Annotated in this window: 17 protein-coding genes; 7 read left to right on the top strand and 10 right to left on the bottom strand. The window is 40.6% G+C overall.

The features are described from left to right. The first annotated feature begins 60 nt into the window (after positions 1–60). Complete coding sequence (truB, locus tag E0H82_RS10490) at positions 61–966, top strand: tRNA pseudouridine(55) synthase TruB (protein ID WP_131264575.1); 906 nt, start codon at positions 61–63, stop codon at positions 964–966. A gap of 13 nt (positions 967–979) precedes the next feature. Next, positions 980–1,750: a sulfite exporter TauE/SafE family protein gene (locus E0H82_RS10485; protein ID WP_131264573.1), complete on the top strand. Its 771-nt coding sequence runs from the start codon at positions 980–982 to the stop codon at positions 1,748–1,750. A 76-nt stretch (positions 1,751–1,826) separates the two neighbouring features. Here E0H82_RS10485 and E0H82_RS10480 read toward each other — a convergent pair whose 3' ends face one another. From E0H82_RS10480 to serA, 4 genes are all read right to left on the bottom strand, one after another. Next, the gene (locus tag E0H82_RS10480; RefSeq protein WP_131264571.1) at positions 1,827–2,912 is read right to left on the bottom strand and encodes a glycosyltransferase; all 1,086 of its coding nucleotides are present in this window, start codon (positions 2,910–2,912) and stop codon (positions 1,827–1,829) included. 183 nt (positions 2,913–3,095) lie between these two features. After that, positions 3,096–3,986 (bottom strand): EamA family transporter, encoded by an 891-nt coding sequence (locus tag E0H82_RS10475; RefSeq protein ID WP_131264569.1) that lies wholly within the window; start codon positions 3,984–3,986, stop codon positions 3,096–3,098. A gap of 82 nt (positions 3,987–4,068) precedes the next feature. After that, entirely contained in the window at positions 4,069–4,974 is a 906-nt protein-coding gene (locus E0H82_RS10470; RefSeq protein WP_131264567.1) for an EamA family transporter, read from the bottom strand. 279 nt (positions 4,975–5,253) lie between these two features. Continuing rightward, complete coding sequence (gene serA / locus E0H82_RS10465) at positions 5,254–6,486, bottom strand: phosphoglycerate dehydrogenase (RefSeq protein ID WP_131264565.1); 1,233 nt, start codon at positions 6,484–6,486, stop codon at positions 5,254–5,256. 356 nt (positions 6,487–6,842) lie between these two features. Here serA and E0H82_RS10460 point away from each other — a divergent pair, with 356 nt between their 5' ends. The 4 genes from E0H82_RS10460 (at position 6,843) to E0H82_RS10445 (ending at position 11,802) form a co-directional block, all read left to right on the top strand. Continuing rightward, positions 6,843–8,252 carry an FAD-binding oxidoreductase gene (locus tag E0H82_RS10460; protein ID WP_131264563.1) on the top strand — a complete coding sequence of 470 codons (1,410 nt, stop codon included), beginning with the start codon at positions 6,843–6,845 and terminating at the stop codon, positions 8,250–8,252. Between the two features lie 181 nt (positions 8,253–8,433). Further along, positions 8,434–8,805: a hypothetical protein gene (locus tag E0H82_RS10455; protein ID WP_116761034.1), complete on the top strand. Its 372-nt coding sequence runs from the start codon at positions 8,434–8,436 to the stop codon at positions 8,803–8,805. A 92-nt stretch (positions 8,806–8,897) separates the two neighbouring features. Continuing rightward, on the top strand, positions 8,898–10,277 hold the full coding sequence (locus tag E0H82_RS10450; protein ID WP_131264561.1) for an AbiH family protein: 1,380 nt from the start codon (positions 8,898–8,900) through the stop codon (positions 10,275–10,277). 295 nt (positions 10,278–10,572) lie between these two features. Continuing rightward, positions 10,573–11,802, top strand: coding sequence for an MFS transporter (locus E0H82_RS10445; protein WP_131264559.1), 1,230 nt, complete (start codon positions 10,573–10,575; stop codon positions 11,800–11,802). Between the two features lie 77 nt (positions 11,803–11,879). Here the strand turns inward: E0H82_RS10445 and E0H82_RS10440 are convergent, their stop codons facing one another. The 5 genes from E0H82_RS10440 to E0H82_RS10420 form a co-directional block, all read right to left on the bottom strand. Then, on the bottom strand, positions 11,880–12,164 hold the full coding sequence (locus tag E0H82_RS10440) for a DUF3817 domain-containing protein (protein ID WP_131264557.1): 285 nt from the start codon (positions 12,162–12,164) through the stop codon (positions 11,880–11,882). Positions 12,165–12,324: 160 nt separating this feature from the next. Continuing rightward, positions 12,325–14,475: a YccS family putative transporter gene (gene yccS, locus E0H82_RS10435; RefSeq protein WP_131264556.1), complete on the bottom strand. Its 2,151-nt coding sequence runs from the start codon at positions 14,473–14,475 to the stop codon at positions 12,325–12,327. 251 nt (positions 14,476–14,726) lie between these two features. After that, on the bottom strand, positions 14,727–15,272 hold the full coding sequence (gene sodC / locus E0H82_RS10430) for a superoxide dismutase family protein (RefSeq protein WP_131264555.1): 546 nt from the start codon (positions 15,270–15,272) through the stop codon (positions 14,727–14,729). Positions 15,273–15,417: 145 nt separating this feature from the next. After that, the gene (locus tag E0H82_RS10425; RefSeq protein WP_131264554.1) at positions 15,418–16,548 is read right to left on the bottom strand and encodes an AI-2E family transporter; all 1,131 of its coding nucleotides are present in this window, start codon (positions 16,546–16,548) and stop codon (positions 15,418–15,420) included. Between the two features lie 117 nt (positions 16,549–16,665). After that, positions 16,666–17,310: a ParA family protein gene (locus tag E0H82_RS10420; RefSeq protein ID WP_131264553.1), complete on the bottom strand. Its 645-nt coding sequence runs from the start codon at positions 17,308–17,310 to the stop codon at positions 16,666–16,668. 111 nt (positions 17,311–17,421) lie between these two features. Here E0H82_RS10420 and E0H82_RS10415 point away from each other — a divergent pair, with 111 nt between their 5' ends. Further along, positions 17,422–17,892, top strand: a complete 471-nt coding sequence (locus E0H82_RS10415; RefSeq protein ID WP_116761046.1) for a Holliday junction resolvase-like protein — start codon at positions 17,422–17,424, stop codon at positions 17,890–17,892. A 31-nt stretch (positions 17,893–17,923) separates the two neighbouring features. On the opposite strand, the gene E0H82_RS10410 is transcribed toward E0H82_RS10415, so the two are convergent. Further along, positions 17,924–18,556 (bottom strand): class I SAM-dependent methyltransferase, encoded by a 633-nt coding sequence (locus tag E0H82_RS10410; RefSeq protein ID WP_131264552.1) that lies wholly within the window; start codon positions 18,554–18,556, stop codon positions 17,924–17,926. Positions 18,557–18,744 lie beyond the last annotated feature (188 nt).

The following is an 18,744-nucleotide window of genomic DNA, read 5'->3' as shown; positions in this document are numbered from 1 at the left end:
GTTGTAAAACTAGATGAGCGGTTGTTAGTATTGCGGCAGTTGAAATACGTGTTCTGAGTTATGAAATCATCTGCTGCAAAAATCCAGCGCCGCGCGGTTCATGGGGTGTTTTTGTTAAATAAACCCTTGGGTATTAGTTCAAATGCGGCATTACAAAAAGTGCGCTGGTTATTGAGGGCAGAGAAAGCAGGACATACGGGTGCTTTGGATCCTCTGGCATCTGGTTTATTACCCATTTGCTTTGGTGAAGCTACAAAGTTCTCGCATTTCTTATTAGATTCAACCAAGCGTTATCAAACCACGATCCAGCTTGGCCACAGCACAACGACGGGTGATGTGGAAGGGGAGATACTGCTCGAACAAGCGGTGCCAGAACTGACAGAAGTTAAAATTCAGCAGGTATTGAATCAGTTTGTTGGAGAAATTCAGCAAATTCCACCGATGTATTCTGCCCTCAAAAAGCAGGGGCGCCCACTATACGAATTGGCGCGTAAAGGCATTGAAGTGGAACGTGAAGCACGGCCTATTACAATTGAGGCGATTCAGCTCCTTTCCTTTACTGAAAACAGCATTACTTTAGATGTGACTTGCTCTAAAGGCACCTATATTCGTGTGCTGGGGGAAGATATTGCCAAAGCTTTAGGGACGCAAGGGCATTTGACGTATTTGCACCGTATTCAGACGGGTCACTTTGAGCTGATTCCAAGTTATACGATTGAATATTTAGAAGGCTTAACGGAACAAGAGCGCGAAGCGCTGTTATTGCCTGTGTATGCACCTGTTCAGCATTTTACTCAAATTCAAGTTCCTGAAGGTCGGGCAGACTATTTTAGTCGCGGTATGGAAAGTAATATTGAGCATGCTGCCGAAGCACAAGTGTTGGTTTTTGATGGTGAAAAGTGTTTAGGCTTGGCCGAAATTAATGATCGAAAGCGTTTAATTCCTAAACGTGTTTTGAATCTGTAGGAGGCTCAATACGATGGAACTTGATCTTATTCTGAGTTTGGTCTTCTTTGCTTTTTGTGCAGGAGCAATTGATGCTGCAGTAGGTGGGGGTGGACTCATTCAAATCCCTGCCATTATGGGGGCAATGCCACAGTTGGCGCCTGCCACAGTTTTTGGCACCAATAAACTTTCTTCTATTTTTGGTACGGCATCTGCGGCGTTTTCATTTATGCGCCGTGTATCATTGTCGTGGAAATTGCTGTTGGTGATAGGGGTGGGGGCTTTTATTAGTTCCTACTTGGGAGCCGCCTGTGTTTCCATGATTCCCACCCAAGTATTGAAACCCTTTGTGCTGTGTATGTTGATTATTATCGCAATTTACACATTCATGAAGAAACAATTTGGTCAGGTACATTTTCAACAGGAAATCACCACTAAAATACTGGTACTTGCAGCGGTCGGCAGTGTCTTGATTGGCTTTTATGATGGTATTTTTGGACCAGGCACGGGTAGTTTCTTTATTTTCTATTTTATTCGCTACTTAAAAGTCGATTTTCTTCATGCTTCGGCGCTCTCTAAAATTGCCAATTTCATGACCAATTTTGCTGCATTGAGTTTTTTTGTGCCCGCAGGTCATGTGTTATTTGGCATTGGTTTAACCATGGCCGTTGCCAATATTGCAGGTTCTTTGGTTGGGGTTAAACTCGCTTTAAAATATGGCAGTGGTTTTATTCGCATCATCTTTTTAATATTAGTGTCTATTTTAATTGTCCGTCTAAGTTATCAAATTTTCTTCACAGCTTGATGGTTCAGCTGATGCAAAATTGCATCAGCTGCTTAAATTCAATTTCTAAGCTTACCCTTGCCTCAGCAAGGGTTTTTTATTTATAAAAGCGTAGATTGGTAATGAGTCGTGTTTCTTCGGAGGCAGGGTATTTTTGTTCCATCAATAATTTGAGGATGGCTTTTTTGCCTTCCTCTTTATAGTGTGGGCAATAGGATGCTGTAACACTCAGTTCATCCAGCGCTCGCCATGTGTAGACACTGTCATCGACAAATAAAATGTCATTTGGTCGTTTGATCTGGCAAGCTTGTAAGGCAAATTGGCACGCTGTTTCAAATTGCTTCTGTTCTCGATAAAAGCGTGCCAATTCATAGAGGGATTCAGCACGTTGTGGACGGCTGACCCAAGCTTGCAAATAAGCGTTGCGAATGTCAGTTGTCGGTTTCTTGAGTTTTTCCATGAATTTTGCTGCACGAAATTGTGCTGTCCAGCGTTCTTCTTCCCATCCTCCTGCATCGGCGCGTATTTGATAGGCTTGCAGGGCTTGTTCGGGTAAATTTGCATCTTGATAACTTTGTGCTAAATAAAATTTATATCGGAGATTGTTAGGTTCATCTTTGATCCCTTGTTTTAGAATTTCAATATCTTTGAGATAAGTTGTGGGATCATGCCCTCTGGCACCATCATGCTGCACAAAAACATGAAGACCTTTGAGTAGCTGCCATTGATGTGATTCTGGTGAGTTTAAATATTCGTGTAAAACACCTTCCCATTTCCAGGGTACTTGAGTTGAAACAAGCGAATTTAATTGGTAGCGGGTATTTCCGTAAATATATTCAAAATAATACGCTAAGCCCGATAAAGTGCCCCATTGAAATTCAGGATATACCATGAGAGTTTGGTCGGCATCAATAAACATCAGGTAATCGGCATGTGGCAGGGACGGATCTTGTGCCAGTTGTAGGGCTTCAGTACGATTGAAACCAAAATTCTGCCAAGGGCGCTCAAATAGTTTGCCTGGCAGATCTTGCATAAAGTCTTGAATCAGTTGTTGTGTACCATCTGTTGATCCTGTATCGACAATCACCCAAGAATGAATCCACGGTTTGACCGATTTTAAACATCGTAAAATCACAGCAGATTCGTTTTTAACAATCATGTTGAGGCGAATATGTGGTTGCATTGTTGTTCTTATGTTCCTTTTAATTCTTTTGATTATAGTAGTTTTTCATCACATTGAATTCAAGGGCCTTCCCGTAAGCGTTATTTTAGTTGAGGGCACTTGGCTAGATGGAATTTTGCCGTGTAAAGAACAGTTGCAGATATTAAAAGTCAGCAACTGTTTTTGATGGGTTAAATTAGGGTTTTAAGAGGTCGATGCTTCTATATCAGATTTAGGTGCAGTGCGACTGGCACGATAGGTGACACCAACCGAAGCGGTCATAATGCAGATCAGGGCCAAAGTTTGCCAAAGGGTAATATGTTCTTTTAATAACAGCATACCGGCAATCGCTGCTAAAGCAGGAGATAAGCTAGACAGTGTGCCATAACTGAGTTTACTCAGACGTTTGAGTGCCATTAAATCAAGTGTATAAGGAATTGCAGTGGCTAGGAGGGCAATCATTAAGGCTTGTGGCCAGTATTGAAATTGCAACATCGCTTCAGGATTACGGATACTGTTAATGGGTAATAAAATGAGGGTCGACAGTACGATGGCGATACTCAACGCGTGCATCCCCATATTCTGGCGTGCAACTCTTTGACCAAAATAAATATAAAATGCCCAACAAATACCTGCACCTAATGCACATGCAGCACCAATATAAGAGAAATTGTGGGCGTGTGCATCTTGCCAAGGCACCATTAGGGCAATCCCTACAATTGCGAGTCCGACCCAAATATAATCGCTTTTGTGTTTAATCGAGAGCAGCGCTAAGGTCAGGGGTCCTAAAAACTCTAATCCAACAGCAATGCCTTGGGGTAACTTGCCTAAAGAAGCATAGAACAAAACATTCATGACGCAGACTGCGGCGCTGTAAAATAATAAGTCTCGCCATTTTAAATGAGGTAGACGCTGGATGATTTTCCATGAACGGAACATCAATACCACCAAAATAGACGCAAAGCTAAGCCGTAAAGTCACCACAGTAAAAGGGTCTAATGCTTGCATGAGCTGCTTGGCAAATGAGGCGCTGACTTGATATGCCAACATGGATAACACCATGAAAAATACGGCACTCAGTTGACTGTTTGGCATATCAGTTGTGGTCTCCATGACAAAGAAAGCAAAAGAAGAGTGGGGGAAGTCAAAATATGGTTATGATGAATCGTTTAGCGAATCATCTTGATTCACTGGATGATTCTAAGTTGGCTTCGGTACGGCGTTTGGCTTGTTGTGTGGTATAGGTACAGCCAATCGAAGCAGTAATAATGGTGCCAAGTGCTAACCACTGTGTCCAAAGCAATTGCTCATTTAAGAACACAAAGCCAGACAGTGCTGCAATCGCAGGTTCAAGGCTCATTAAGGTTCCAAAACTTAAGGCAGTCAAATTACGTAAAGCAATCATTTCTAAAGTAAAAGGTAAAGCACTTGCCAGAACAGCTAAACCGATAAAATAGAATAAATTAGGAGGCTGGAAAACATGACTGGTCATGCCTGAAAATAAGGCGACGGGTAGTAAGCACAGCATGCCGACAAACATGCCCAAACACACCGTATGATTGCCTGAAATACCCGAAGGACGTTGCCCCGCAATAATATAAACCGCCCAACATGCCCCTGCGCCAATCGCGAAGGCAATGCCTATTAAATCGAGCGATTGTGTGGCTTGGTCAAAAGGAAACAGCAAGACTAAACCTAAAATTGCCATGCTGACCCAAAGTAAATCGTATTTTTGCCGTGCATAGTACAAGGCGACGCTTAAGGGGCCAATAAACTCAAACGAGACGGCAATACCCAGCGGGAGTCGTTCAATCGATAAGTAAAATAGTCCGTTCATGCCTGCCAGTGCAATGCCATAACTTAAAATAGAAGACCAACGCACGCTTTTAAAATTAATTTTCCAGATTTGAAAAATAATTGCCAGAATCAGCGCACCGAGCAGCATACGCATAGCAGAAACCGTTAAAACTGGAAATTGCTGAAATAGAATTTTGGCCAATGAACCACTACTTTGCACACAGAGCATGGCAATAAATAGCAGGAACACTGCTTGTAAATAAGAGGGTTTTTTTAAGTTCAGCATGGTCTAGTGCGTTATATTTTATATCGGTTGGTCAATTTGTGTATTTTTTTCAATCATAACACTGTGCAGGTGAAATAGCTTGTAGCGGATGAACTAAATCAATGCTGTGTAATAGATGCAGATTAAAACTAGAAGCTGAATTGAAACAAAACCGATCTATTCCCCATAGGCAATAGATCGGTTTTGAGCTGTGAAATGCTTTTTATTGACCCAATTAAGCGGAGGATGGATCAATAAAAAACCACAGACACAAGTCTGTGGTTTTTCACATCGAATAACTTAGAACAATACGCGAACGCGGATTGTACCTTCAACGTCTTGTAATGTATCAAGTGCTTCTTGAGATGCAGTTGCATCAACATCCATAACTAAATAGCCGACATCACCTTTGGTCATTAAAGACTGACCAGAGATGTTGATGCCATGTTCAGCAAACAAGTTGTTGATTTTTGAAAGTACGCCAGGCACATTCTTGTGAATGTGAAGTAGACGGTGTTTACCTTCAGTTAATGGCAATGCAATTTCTGGGAAGTTTACAGCAGAGAGGGTCATCCCCTTGTCTGAGTAAGAAACGAATTTCTCAGCGACTTCTAAACCAATGTTTGCTTGCGCTTCCATAGTCGAACCACCCACGTGCGGGGTTAAAATCACGTTTGGAATGTTGCGTAGTGGAGAAACAAATTCTTCACCATTGGCTTTTGGTTCTTTCGGGAATACGTCAACCGCAGCACCCGCAACATGACCTGATTTTAAGGCATCTGCTAAGTCTTCGATGATGACACATGTACCACGTGCAGCATTGATGAAGATAGAACCTTCTTTCATTTGTGCAAATTGGTCTTTACCAAAGAAGTTACGTGTAGACGGAACATCTGGTACGTGTAAAGAAACCACGTCAGCGTTGGCAAGAAGTTCAGCCATACTGCCGACTTGACGTGCGTTACCTAAAGGTAATTTAGTGACTGCGTCAAAATAGATGACTTTCATCCCCATGCTTTCAGCTAAAACTGAAAGTTGAGAACCGATTGAACCATAACCCACGATACCTAAAGTTTTACCGCGTGTTTCAAACGAACCTACAGCAGATTTGTTCCAACCGCCCGCATGTGTATCTGTTGATTTTTCAGGTACACGACGAAGAAGAAGAATAGCTTCTGCAAGTACAAGTTCAGCTACTGAACGTGTATTTGAATATGGTGCGTTAAAAACTGGAATACCACGAACCATCGCAGCATTTAAGTTCACTTGGTTGGTCCCAATACAGAAACAGCCCACAGCAATCAATTTGTTTGCTGCTTCAAAAATTTCTTCAGTCAATTGAGTACGGGAACGAATACCAATGAAGTGTGCATCTTTGATCGCTTCTTTCAACGCTTCACCCTCAAGCGCAGTTTTACGATAATCGATGTTGGTGTATCCAGCAGCATTTAAAGTGTCGACTGCGTTTTGGTGAACGCCTTCTAACAACAAGAAACGAATTTTATCTTTAGGCAGGGAAAGATGTTGGCTCATTACGGCTCCGCTACAAAGGCCAAATTTGGTCGCGGTATCATAACATAGGACTTGGGCCGATATACATTTCCTTTATGACCCAGCGATCAGGTATTTTGGCGAAATATACGTCACAACCTGTCGTTGTTGGTCTAACTAAGCCTGTAATTTACAAGGTAACCTTGTTAAAACGCGATTTTCTGCGGGTTTTATCGAAAAATGGCATATAATAATGCTCCGTGAAAAAATACGGTGCAGATGGACTGTCCGTTACTTCACGTGCTGTCTAGTTATTGTTCCTTTGTTACCGCTGTTTCAGCTGAATAATGCATTAGATTCGACACCACTTGTTTACTTCATTGCAAGGTCTGAAAACGATGAATGCTCCAGTCGCTTTAACCCCAGAGTTGTTGACCCAATTGATCGAAATTGTTGGCGAAAACCGTATTAAAACGGATACCGATAGCCTGCAAAATTGGGGTCGGGATTATACTAAACACTTTGATCCAAACCCATCTGTGATCGTTTTCCCTGCAACGACTGAACAAGTTCAAGCCATTGTTAAGCTTGCGAACCAATACAATGTTGCGGTAACCCCATCGGGTGGTCGTACCGGTTTATCTGCGGGTGCAGTGGCAGCCAATGGTGAAATTGTGGTGAGCATGGACAAAATGAACCAGATTCTGGAATTTTTCCCTGCTGACCGTATGGTGCGCGTACAAGCGGGTGTGGTCACTGAACAATTACAGCGTTATGCCCAAGAACAAGGCATGTACTACCCAGTAGATTTTGCTTCTGCGGGTTCTTCACAAATTGGCGGTAATATTGGCACCAATGCGGGTGGCATTAAGGTCATTAAATATGGCATGACGCGTAACTGGGTGTTGGGTTTAACCGTAGTGACGGGTAAAGGCGACATTTTGCGTTTAAACAAAGGCATGATTAAAAATGCTACAGGTTATGCGCTACAACATTTATTTATTGGTGGTGAAGGTACTTTAGGTTTAGTCACTGAAGCTGAAATTAAATTAGAGCGTCAACCGCAAGACCTGCAAGTGATGGTGTTGGGTGTGCCTGATTTTAATGCGGTGATGCCTGTACTACATGCCTTCCAAGCTAAAATTGACCTCACTGCATTTGAATTCTTTGGTGAATTGGCAATGCAGAAAGTACTGGATCATGGTCACGTGCAACGTCCATTTGAAACACAATGTCCATTCTATGTATTACTTGAATTTGAAGCGCCATTTGAGCCAATTATGGACAAGGCGATGGAAATTTTTGAGCATTGCATGGAACAAGGTTGGGTGCTAGATGGCGTGTTGAGCCAAAGCCTTGAGCAAGTCGAAAGCTTATGGCGTTTACGTGAAGATATTTCTGAGTCGATTGCGCCATTTACCCCATACAAAAATGACATTTCAGTTTTGATTACCCATGTGCCTGCCTTTATTCAAGAAATTGACAGCATTGTGTCAGAAAACTATCCAGACTTTGAAATCTGCTGGTTTGGTCATATTGGTGACGGTAACTTGCACTTAAACATTCTTAAACCTGCCGATTTAAGCAAAGATGAATTCTTTGCCAAATGTCAGGTGGTGAATAAATACGTATTCGATACTGTGAAAAAATATGACGGTTCTATCTCTGCCGAGCACGGTGTGGGCATGACCAAAAAGCCATATTTGGAGTATTCACGCAGTGCTGAAGAAATTGAATACATGAAAGCCTTGAAAAAAGTTTTCGATCCAAACGGGATTATGAACCCTGGTAAATTATTCGATTTATAAGTTTACATCGAATGAAATACTAAACACCGCAATGGCAACATTGCGGTGTTTTTTATTGCTTGAATAAAAAGGGATACATATCTCTGACCAAGAAAAACAAACGCTACATTGTTGCCATAGAGTTATGTGGATAAGCATTGCATCATAACGGGTATGTAATGATATCTATGGGGAATTTGTCATGTTGCGTTTAGTTTCGGTTTCAGCCTTATGCTTAGGATTATTGGCAGGCTGTGCCACCACACAAAATTTAGTCAATAAGGTCAGCAGTCCAGACACACCTTTGGCGCAAGTATTAAAACAACGTCCTGATTTAGTCAAAGAATTATCTACCGTAGAAATTCGTCAATTTTTTAACAGTGTAGAAGCACCAACGGCTGCACAAGTGAAAGTGACGGAAACAGGCTTAATGGATGATTCTGTTCGTTCGATTCGTACGATTTATAGTTTTAAACATATGGATAATGACTGGAAGTTGATCGAAACTGAAAAGTCATATCAATGTATGCGTGGTAAAAATACCAAGAATTTCCAAACTGCGAAGTGTTCTTAATAAATCTTTGATTTATGGTTGAAAATTAGGCTGTTTTGCTTCATAAAAAGCGTATCAAGTGATGCGCTTTTTTTATTTTGGACTTTATAAAAATGAATATTTTAATTGTGGGGAATGGTTTCGATTTGTCGCATTATTTGCCGACTAAGTATGATCACTTTATGGATGTGATGGGGTCCATTGAGAAAAAGAACACGGGTGAAAAAGCAAAAGATTTATCGATTCATACAGTCGATGAATGGATAATTGAGATTGATAAAAATTTTCATGAAAGAGAAGGGGGATCGCAATTTAATTATCAGATGAGTTTTGATGAGCTGTTTTCGCAAACACTAGACCCTGAATTTATTGAAAAAACCAAAGAGTGTTATTTGACTAATGAGATTGAACTTAGTGCAAAAGATGTTTTAAAGCTTCAATATCGTTTGAAATTAAACTGTTGGTATCAATATTTTAAAAAGCATGTAAATGACATTAAAACATGGATCGATTTTGAACAAAAAATTGAAGAAGTGTTATTAAGTTTTGTAAATGTGATCCCTTTCATTGAGCAAATAAATGGAAAATCAGAATATGCTTTCCCTCTCAGAACGTTTGAGAATACTGTAGGTAAAAGAAATATTTTGGTTTTAGATAGCTTTCATATATTTGAAAATAAGGGAATGCATAAAGGATTCAATACTCAATTTTGTTATGGAAGAAATGACAAAAATGGAATGAATCCATCTTCATTTTTAGAATTTACTTATAAGCAATTAGAAGAATTTATAGAAATCTTTAACCTATATTTGGAAATTATTGTAGGTCAACTCTCCCAAAGCAAAATAATCGATATTCATGCTGAGTGGTCCTATCCTGATAAAATTTTCTCATTTAATTATACCAATACCTACCAACGACTCCATGATTCTGTAGCTGTAGAATACTTACATGGTAGTTGCGGGGAACATCAAAATATTGTTCTGGGTGTTTCTGATTTAGAGAGTGAATCCTTAAAAAAAGTAAAAGCGTATGGATTTACCAAATATCAGCAAAAGCTTTTTAAAGATACTGATTATCTTTTTTTGGATGAATATAAAAATTTTATTGAGAGAAATAAGCGTGTCCTTGAAGAGAATCTTAAATTACTTAGTGCAAATGCATTGAACGAAATTAGAGTGAAAGCTGCTAGGGCTAAGTCAATTTCACAAGAAAGCAGTCTTGATCTAAATTTTTATATCTGGGGGCATTCACTAGATGTATCGGATAAGGATTATATTATAGATATCTTTAGCTTAAATGATGACATAGATCGTAATGTACGCGTAACAGTTTATTATTTTAATAAGCCTGCAAAATTTTCATTATTAAATAATTTATTGGCAATTTTAGGCAAAGATAAAGTTGAGCAATGGATGAAAAATAAGTGGCTACAATTCAAAGAAAATCCTGAAGTTAGATTTATTGAATCTGAGAGCCAACAAATTGCTTAATTAAAATTTCGATCTTTTGCTTAATGTAAAAAATTACAATTCCAAATACCTAAACTGCTAAACTACACCTACTTGACCTAGTGGGTGTACTAGCTTGAGTGATAAAAATCTCACAACTGAAATTACTTAAACTGTCTTAGACACCTTGTGAATACGGTGTATTAAGCCGCTAAAGCTTAGCGCATTCAAAAAAAACGTAATTTAAATAAATCTCTCAGTGCTGGTCATTGGGCTGACGCTTATCTCCCAAAAATAGCTTCCAGTCTAGATCAGACCATAATGATCTGTAGAAAAAATGCAAAAAGTTCAAACAACCCCATTGAACCGTGCCACGCTAATGTTTCCTTTAGCTTTGGTGCTGTTCGAATTTTCCGTCTATATCGGAAATGATTTAGTCCAACCCGCCATGCTAGCCATCACCAAAGAATTTGGTGTCAGCAGCAGTTGGGCACCATCATCCATGTCTTTTTATCTGTTGGGTGGAGCCTGTGTTGCATGGCTCTTAGGTCCCTTATCAGATCGATTAGGGCGGAAAAAAGTATTGTTAACAGGCGTACTGTTTTTTAGCGTCTGTTGTTTACTGATTTTACTCACCCACAATATTGAGCAATTTCTTGCCCTGCGCTTTTTACAAGGCATTGGATTAACCGTGATTTCTGCTGTGGGTTATGCCGCTATTCAGGAAACCTTTGAAGAACGCGATGCCATTAAAGTCATGGCACTGATGGCCAATATTTCCTTACTTGCACCTTTGCTCGGTCCTGTTTTAGGAGCTTTCTTGATTGACCATGTGTCATGGCATTGGGGCTTTATTGGGATTGCATTATTGGCATTTCTAAGTTGGTTTGGTTTAAAAGCCAAAATGCCTGCAACACAACCAGCCGTGGTGAAACAGCCATTACGCTATATTTTTTCAGACTTTAAACGAGTCTATCAAAATCAACGTTTTCTTGGTTTAACCTTGGCATTACCGATGGTGAGTATGCCGTTAATGTTGTGGATTGCACTTTCGCCAGTCATGTTGATAGAAGAGCTGGGACTGAGTAGTTTGCAATATGGTCTGGCGCAATTTCCTGTGCTAGGTGGATTAATCGCAGGCAATCTGGTGTTGATTAAAATTATTGATCGACTGGCTTTGGGCAAAACAGTGATGATGGGTTTACCGATTATGCTGTTGGGTACGTTGCTGATTCTGGCGGGTGTTGTTTGGCGTGATTATTTTCTCATTTGCTTAATTGTCGGTATGACTTTAATTAGCTTTGGAGAAGGCATTAGTTTTTCAGTACTGTATCGTTTTGCTCTGATGTCTTCGGAAGTTTCTAAAGGAACTGTCGCCGCGGCGGTGTCGATGCTATTGATGTTCAGTTTCTTTTTTATTATTGAAGGGGTGCGTATTCTTTATGAACAGTACCATTTACTGGCCTATGGCTTGGCGTGTTTCACTTTAATTGCATTGTGGTTTAGTTTCCCTAGACGCATATTGCAGCAAATCTTATTGGAACGTAAAGCCAAAGGCGAGTTTTAATTCGCTTAAAATTTTTTGTTCAAACAGGCAAATATCTGCCTGTTTGATTCACTTGGATGCTGTGAAAATGGCATTGCTTAAGATTCAAATTTCTTTAATTTGTGATCAAAAACAAAGGGGCCGAAGGGTAAAATTGAGGCGATAAAGCCCAGAATGAACATTTTAATCGACCATTTCTGTTTTTCGCAGACCACAAATAGCACGGCCAAAAATAGAATAAACAGAATGCCATGTCCCATTCCGACGAATTTCACTAAGATTGGATTGCCCCAAATATATTTCAAAGGCATAGCAATAAACAGGAGAAGTAGGAAAGATAAGCCTTCCAGAAAACCAACAATACGTAAGGTTTTAATAGTCATATTCAAAACAATAAAATTGAGAATGAATCTCGATTCTAGCGGAAACGGGTGAATCTTTATACATAAAAAATGGGTGCAATTGATAAAACTTTGCATGCTGTGAGTGGCTGTCCATTATCAATAGGCGTACAAGGTTTTGGGTACTTTGCATAATTTATATTCATTTAATCTCTAATGCCAATAAGCGTTGTTTTAGCCTTAATAATTCAGGTAAGGTTTCGAGTAACAGACTCATTTGCTTGAGTACCAATTGCCAATGTTCAGATAGCTCTGTTTCGTTGCTGATCTGCTGAATTTCATCCAGTTTGTTTTGTATCAGTTGCGGGTTTAAAACTTGTTGTTGGATCAAGCTGCTATTTAAGGTCTGCAAGCACCATTGCATCAGCTCAAGAATTTTTGGATCTTGGACCTGCTCACGATGGCTGCCCAAAGCAGCAATGTAGCTGAGTTGGCTATGGCTGTAGACCAAATAGCGAAAGGCATGTTGAATCAGTTCAGGATTTGGCTGTGGTTCAGTGCTTAGGCTTGAAATCATGTTGGAGAGTTCAATTTGTGCATTATGCGCTAAGCGCCGCGCCTTGCGATAAGCCATACTGTTATTTTTGCCCTGTTGATATTGCTCCACAATCGCGGTGAAATAATCCAAAGTTGCTTGGTTGCTGTTGAGAATATTTTTAGAAATGTTGCGAAAATTCCAGTCAGGCCAAATGCTGCTGACCGCAAACCATGCAATGAAACAGCCGAGTAAGGTATCAATAATGCGTGGAAAAATGATGTCATAACCCGCACCCTTCAGATTAAAAATCAACAGCACCATTAAGGTTGCCATGAGAGTAGCAATCGCATATTTTTGCGAGCGTAAATAGAAAAAAGCCACCCCTGATAAAATGGTGAGGATTAGTTGTCCTTCAATACTGGGGACAAAGTATAAGAGTGGAACACCTAAAATGACCCCCAGTAATGTGCCGAGGGTTCTGAGCTTTAAACGACTTTTGGTGGCAAAATAACTGATCTGACAGACAAATAAACTGGTCAGTAAAATCCAATAGCCATTTTTGGCAAAAGGCAATAAGGACAAGGCGTATCCAGCAGCAAAGACAAAGGCAATACGCACGGCATGCCGAAACAGGGCAGATTGTGGGGTTAAATGCTGGCGCAGTTTAAGCCACAAATCAGGTATGCCATGAATGTCATCATCTAGCAGATTTAAATTGTCTTGATGTGCAGAATAATGTTGTTGGTAGTGGTCTTGTTCAATGGCTAAATTGGAAAATTGTTCTTGGACATTACGTAAATTTCGCAGGACCAAGGTCAAGTTTTTCACTTCAATATTGTGTGGATGATCTAAAATCCAATGATGCATGGAATCTTCTAGGTATTGCAAAGCCGAGGCATGTGTCGAGTCCATTTCAAAAGCCTGTTGCTGCAATATACATTCCGCCAATTTTTGACAGGAATTGGCTTGCAAACGAATATTCTTTTGAATCCGAAAAATCAAATCGGTGCGGCTAAAGTTGCGATGAAGATTTTCATAGTGCAAATAATTCGAGGTGGCTTGCTCGTGAATGTCTTGCGCCAGAAAATATAGATTGAGCCAATAAATCGTTTTTTGATTGGCACGTGAGGCTTTTAATCGCGTGAGTAATGAAGCCTTACAGTGATTTAAGCGTTGTACCACTTGTGCATTTTGTTGTGAAACATCAAACAGTAGCGTTTCAACATTATCAATATTATCGGGATCAAACAGTCGTGCTTTCGCTTGAAGTAATGTAGACAGTTGCTGAAAGCTTTGCGCTAAATTATCTTGTACAGCCTGAGTGGGTTTGAGTAAATAAAACAAAATAGAACTGAGTCCGTACCAGATTGCCCCCAAGACAAAATAACTGGGCTGTTGATACCATGCGTGATATTCACTCAGTCCGAACATGGTGTAAATCGACAGTAAAATGGTGCCAAAGGAAATGGCAGCATAGCGTTGTCCCAGTGCACCCATCAAAATCAGGAAGGCACTGGATAAAGACAAATACAAAATAAACAGCAATTTATACGGGGCGAGAAATTCGAGAATGCTGCTGACACTAAAAAATAAAATACAGACATAGAGCAGATTACGTAGGCGAATACTGAGTCGATCATCAAAATCGGTCAGTGCGGCAGCAATTGCACCTAGCGTTACGGGAACGATAAGCAGTTGATGGCCTGCATAGAACAAACCCAATGTTGTTCCTGTCAACACAATCAATATTTGTAGGCAATAGACCCAAATTGAATTGGAGAAAAAAGGACGCAGAAACTGACGTAAAGGATTCACAATGTTGTTCTTTATAGAATGTTATCGTTTTCAATGAGCCTGACCTTTTTTAGTCTAGCTGTCAATTCTTGATTGATCTTTTCGTTTTGCTTTAAGCGGCGGCTCTGTATGAAGAGACCGCAGTTAAAGTGAAAATTCTTATTGAATAAGGCATGTGTAGGACAGAATTGTGGATAAGTTTTGGTTTATCAACAGTACATTTAGGCTTTGTACGGCATTGTGTATAACCCGGAACTTATCCACAGTTGGACTTAAATGACACCACAGGCAATGCGTTCTCCACCACCGCCGAAAGGTTTAGGTTGATCGGCATAATTATCACTACCTGCATGAATCATCAAGGCATGCCCTTGAACATCTGCCAGTTTTAAGCGTGGTGCAATCAGTTTGAGTTGCGATTGTCCAGCAGAATTTACATGTAACACGGGTAAATCGCCCAGATGACCCGTCATTGGGGTTCCGTGGGCGACTTGCGTTGGATTGTAATGTCCGCCCGCAGCTAAACCTGCCACCATTTTTCCGTCTTTTTCAGCAGGTTCACAGGAGCCTTTTTCATGGATATGGAAGCCATGAGGGCCAGCAGGCAGGTTGGTTAACTGCGTTTGAATGATTAAGCCGACTGGGCTGTCTTGTAAGGTCACGGTCCCGACCGAAGCACCAATGCCTTGGGCAGAAACACTATTTAATTGAACTGTACGCACATTGGATGTGGATTGGGGTGGTGTTGTGCTACAACCTGCAATCAGCAGAGCAGTACATAGTGAAAGTACCCCAGTATTGAAGTAAGAAGTTCGCATCGATATTCCTTATTCTGTGATATCTGTAAGTGATCACTATTTAATCAGAGATTCAGCATGAATAAAGTATTGATTGAGTTTGGGAATGTATGAGTTTCATCAATAAAAAAGCCAGTTGGCATACCACTGGCTTTAAGATGAGATCTTATTGAGGAGGATCTTTGGGGGGATCAAAGTCATTATCCAGATCATAGGCGAGAGTTGCTTTAGGCATGATCAGTGCTTCATCTTCATGGGTTTCATGTAGCCATTCACGCCAAATGGCGAGCAACACCGCTAAAATTACGGGGCCAATAAAGAGTCCGACCAAACCGAAGCTGGCAATACCACCCAACACCCCAAACATAATGAGTAAGAATGGAATTTGGGTTGCGCCAGAAATGACCAAAGGACGAATGACATTGTCCGCAGTACTCACAATACAGACCCCCCACGCCATAACACCAATCGCTTCAATGGTTTGTCCCTGAGCAAACAGCCAGAGGGCAACAGAGGTATAGGCCAAAGGAGGACCGAAGGGAATGAGTGCCAGTAAGAAGGTAATAATGGTCAGTACCATTGGATTCGGCACACCTGCAACCAAATAGCTCAGACCTGCTAAAAATGACTGTGCAACAGCAGTTAAACCCACGCCATAGACCACAGCGCGTGTGGTTTCAGAGATGGTATCAATATAATGGTGTACGCGTGGACCAATGACCATTTCAAGCGCTTTACTAACCTGATTTAAAATGGTTTGTCCATCACGGTAAAAGAAAAACAGCGACATGATGGCGAAACACAGTTTAATAATATTTTTACTAATTTCATTCAATAGAAATTTGCCATAATTCAGATGACCTTGAATCCAATTGGAAATATTCTGAATAATGCTGTTTGGATCTTGATTTAATTCTTTAAGAGTACGCGTAACTTCTTTACCAATCACAGGGAGGTCACGGATAAATTGAGGCACATTAAAATGCCCAGAAAAAACTTGTTTTTGTAGCTCGTAATAGAGATTACGTCCCTCATGCTGCAAAATAAAAATGGCAAAGGTGAGTGGAATACCAATCACCAAAATAATGAATAAGATCATCAGTGTTGCGCTAAGGGTAGAGCGTTGACCACAGGAACGGTAAATGGACTGGTATAGGGGCCAAGTCATATAGGCAATAATCGTGGCCCACAGTACAGGCACAATAAAGTATTTGAGCACATGAAAGCCCAAAAACATCAGGATAAAAAACAATCCAAATAACAAGACTTTCTGTATTGTAGGCGCGTATTGTTGCACTATCTTCACTGATCAATATTAAGGGTCAAACTCATCTTAACCGAAAACAGCACACTCGAAAATGAGTGCTCGGTAAGTTTCACATAATCTCGATGGGGGCCGTATTATCCTGAAAAATCAGAACCACTCACTTGGATCATCAATAATGGCATTCAATACAGGCTGCCATTGGCTTTGCAGGGTTAAATAGTTTTTCTGAGATTTATCAAATACAGTTAAACCTTGCATAGCCAGTTGCCCATAAGCGGTACGTTCTGAAATCCATGCGACAGGTTGTTGTTCAATTTTGCTGAAAAAATCCTGAATTTCTTTTGAACCCGAGGTATTGGCTTTAACGCGGTTGGCCAACAGTAAAATCTGCACTTTACCTTTACGAATCCGCTTGATCTCTTGTAAATGTTTTAAGAAACGACGGGTACTGTCAATATCGAAAAATGAAGGCTGCAATGGTGTGATAATTGTATGGGCTTCACTGATCAGTTGTTCAGCCTGACTGTCTGATAATGCACCTGGTGCATCAATCACCAGATACTCAATATGTTTAGGACTTTCTCCGACGGATTTGTCCTGACGCCAATCCAGACTTTGAATGTTGGCAGCACTTTCAGGGCGTTGTTTCAGCCACTGACGTGCCGATTTCTGATTGTCAGCATCGGCCAGAGCAACTTTATAGCCTTTTTGTGCTAATGCTGCGGCAAGACTAATCGCTGTGATAGTTTTCCCACAACCCCCTTTCTGATTGGCAATTAAAATTGTTTTCATGACCCTAAAGATTTAATTTTGTTCAGTCCTAGCATATCATTCTTTTGTGCGAAGATTAGGGCACAGAACAAAAGTTGTAAGTCAAAATTTATTTGAAGTTAGGAAGAATGCATGTCGATTTGGATGGCTATGCTGATAGGGGCATGTATTGGTGTTGTACTAACGACATTAATTTTAAGTCAAACCCGTAACGGTAAAATTAAAGCTGAATATGAGCGATATATTGCGGAGTTACAACTGGAACATCAGCAAGCATTAATCAATGCACAAAAACGCAGTGTGAATACCAGTCGTGCGGTGTTAAAAGGCAAAATGGCGGAACAATTTGCGCCCATTTTACCCGAATTTCAATACTTACCCAGTGATGCCAAGTTTTTAGGCGATCCTGTAGATTATGTGGTTTTTGATGGTTATACCGATTTGCGTGATGGGCAAGGTAAAGTCGATGATATTGAGATTGTACTGATTGATATTAAAAGTGGCGGTGCGCGCTTAACCAAAGGTCAGCAAGCGATTGCACAAGCCATTCAGCAGGGTCGAATTCGTTTTGAGACCATTCGGATTGACTTTGAAGATAGCTAACGCAACACCTCAAATATTGTACGACTGACATTTAAGAAGCCGAAGCTTTTTGTACATGTGCCAACAACATTTGCTGCCCAATTTGGGGAATACCTTCGGCATAAAAATAGTCATATTGGGTCAGGCTAAAACCAGCTTTGAGTAATGCCAGTTCAATATTACGATTTAAGCGACAACCATCTGCCAAACGTTTTTGAATAGGCGTAATCAGATGTTGTAATTGGCGTATGCTTTTTTTCTCAGTATTGAGCACATGCTCGACCAAATGCAGCGTACCATTGGGTTTGAGTACGCGTTGAATTTCTTGCAAGACTTGGTCCAGTCGTTTTACGCTACACAAGGTCCACGTGCTCACCACATGGTCGATAGAGTGATCGGCTAAGGGAATATGTTCCGCACGGGCTTGTAAATGCTGCACTTCGATATCACTTGCAAAAATTCGGCTTGATGCCAATTTAAAAATATCTTGATTCGGCTCGAGGGCGTAGAGTAAATCTACATTTTGATAAAACGGTAAATTGATGCCTGTCCCAAAGCCAATTTCGAGTACTTCACCTGCAACGGGTAGCAAAAGCTCGCGCCGCTTATCCATTAAACTGGGCGTTTGCATGACCTGATTGAGCAGGTGAGGGAAAATCTGTTGTTGATAAAACTGATAAAGCATGGCGGTATCTGTTCACTCTAAATAGCGGTTGAATTGGGTGGTTGTGACCAAACTCTTCTATATTGTTACCAATTCTGCAAATTTTAAGCTTGGGTTCAGGCGTAAGATTGACACTAGAACAGGTTTAAATGTATTGCAAGAGGTAGCCATGAACATTCGACTCATTGCACTGTCATTATTGGGTTTGA

Source organism: Acinetobacter sp. ANC 4910 (assembly GCF_004331035.1).
Classification (GTDB): domain Bacteria; phylum Pseudomonadota; class Gammaproteobacteria; order Pseudomonadales; family Moraxellaceae; genus Acinetobacter.
This window is presented reverse-complemented; position numbering and strand designations above follow the sequence as displayed.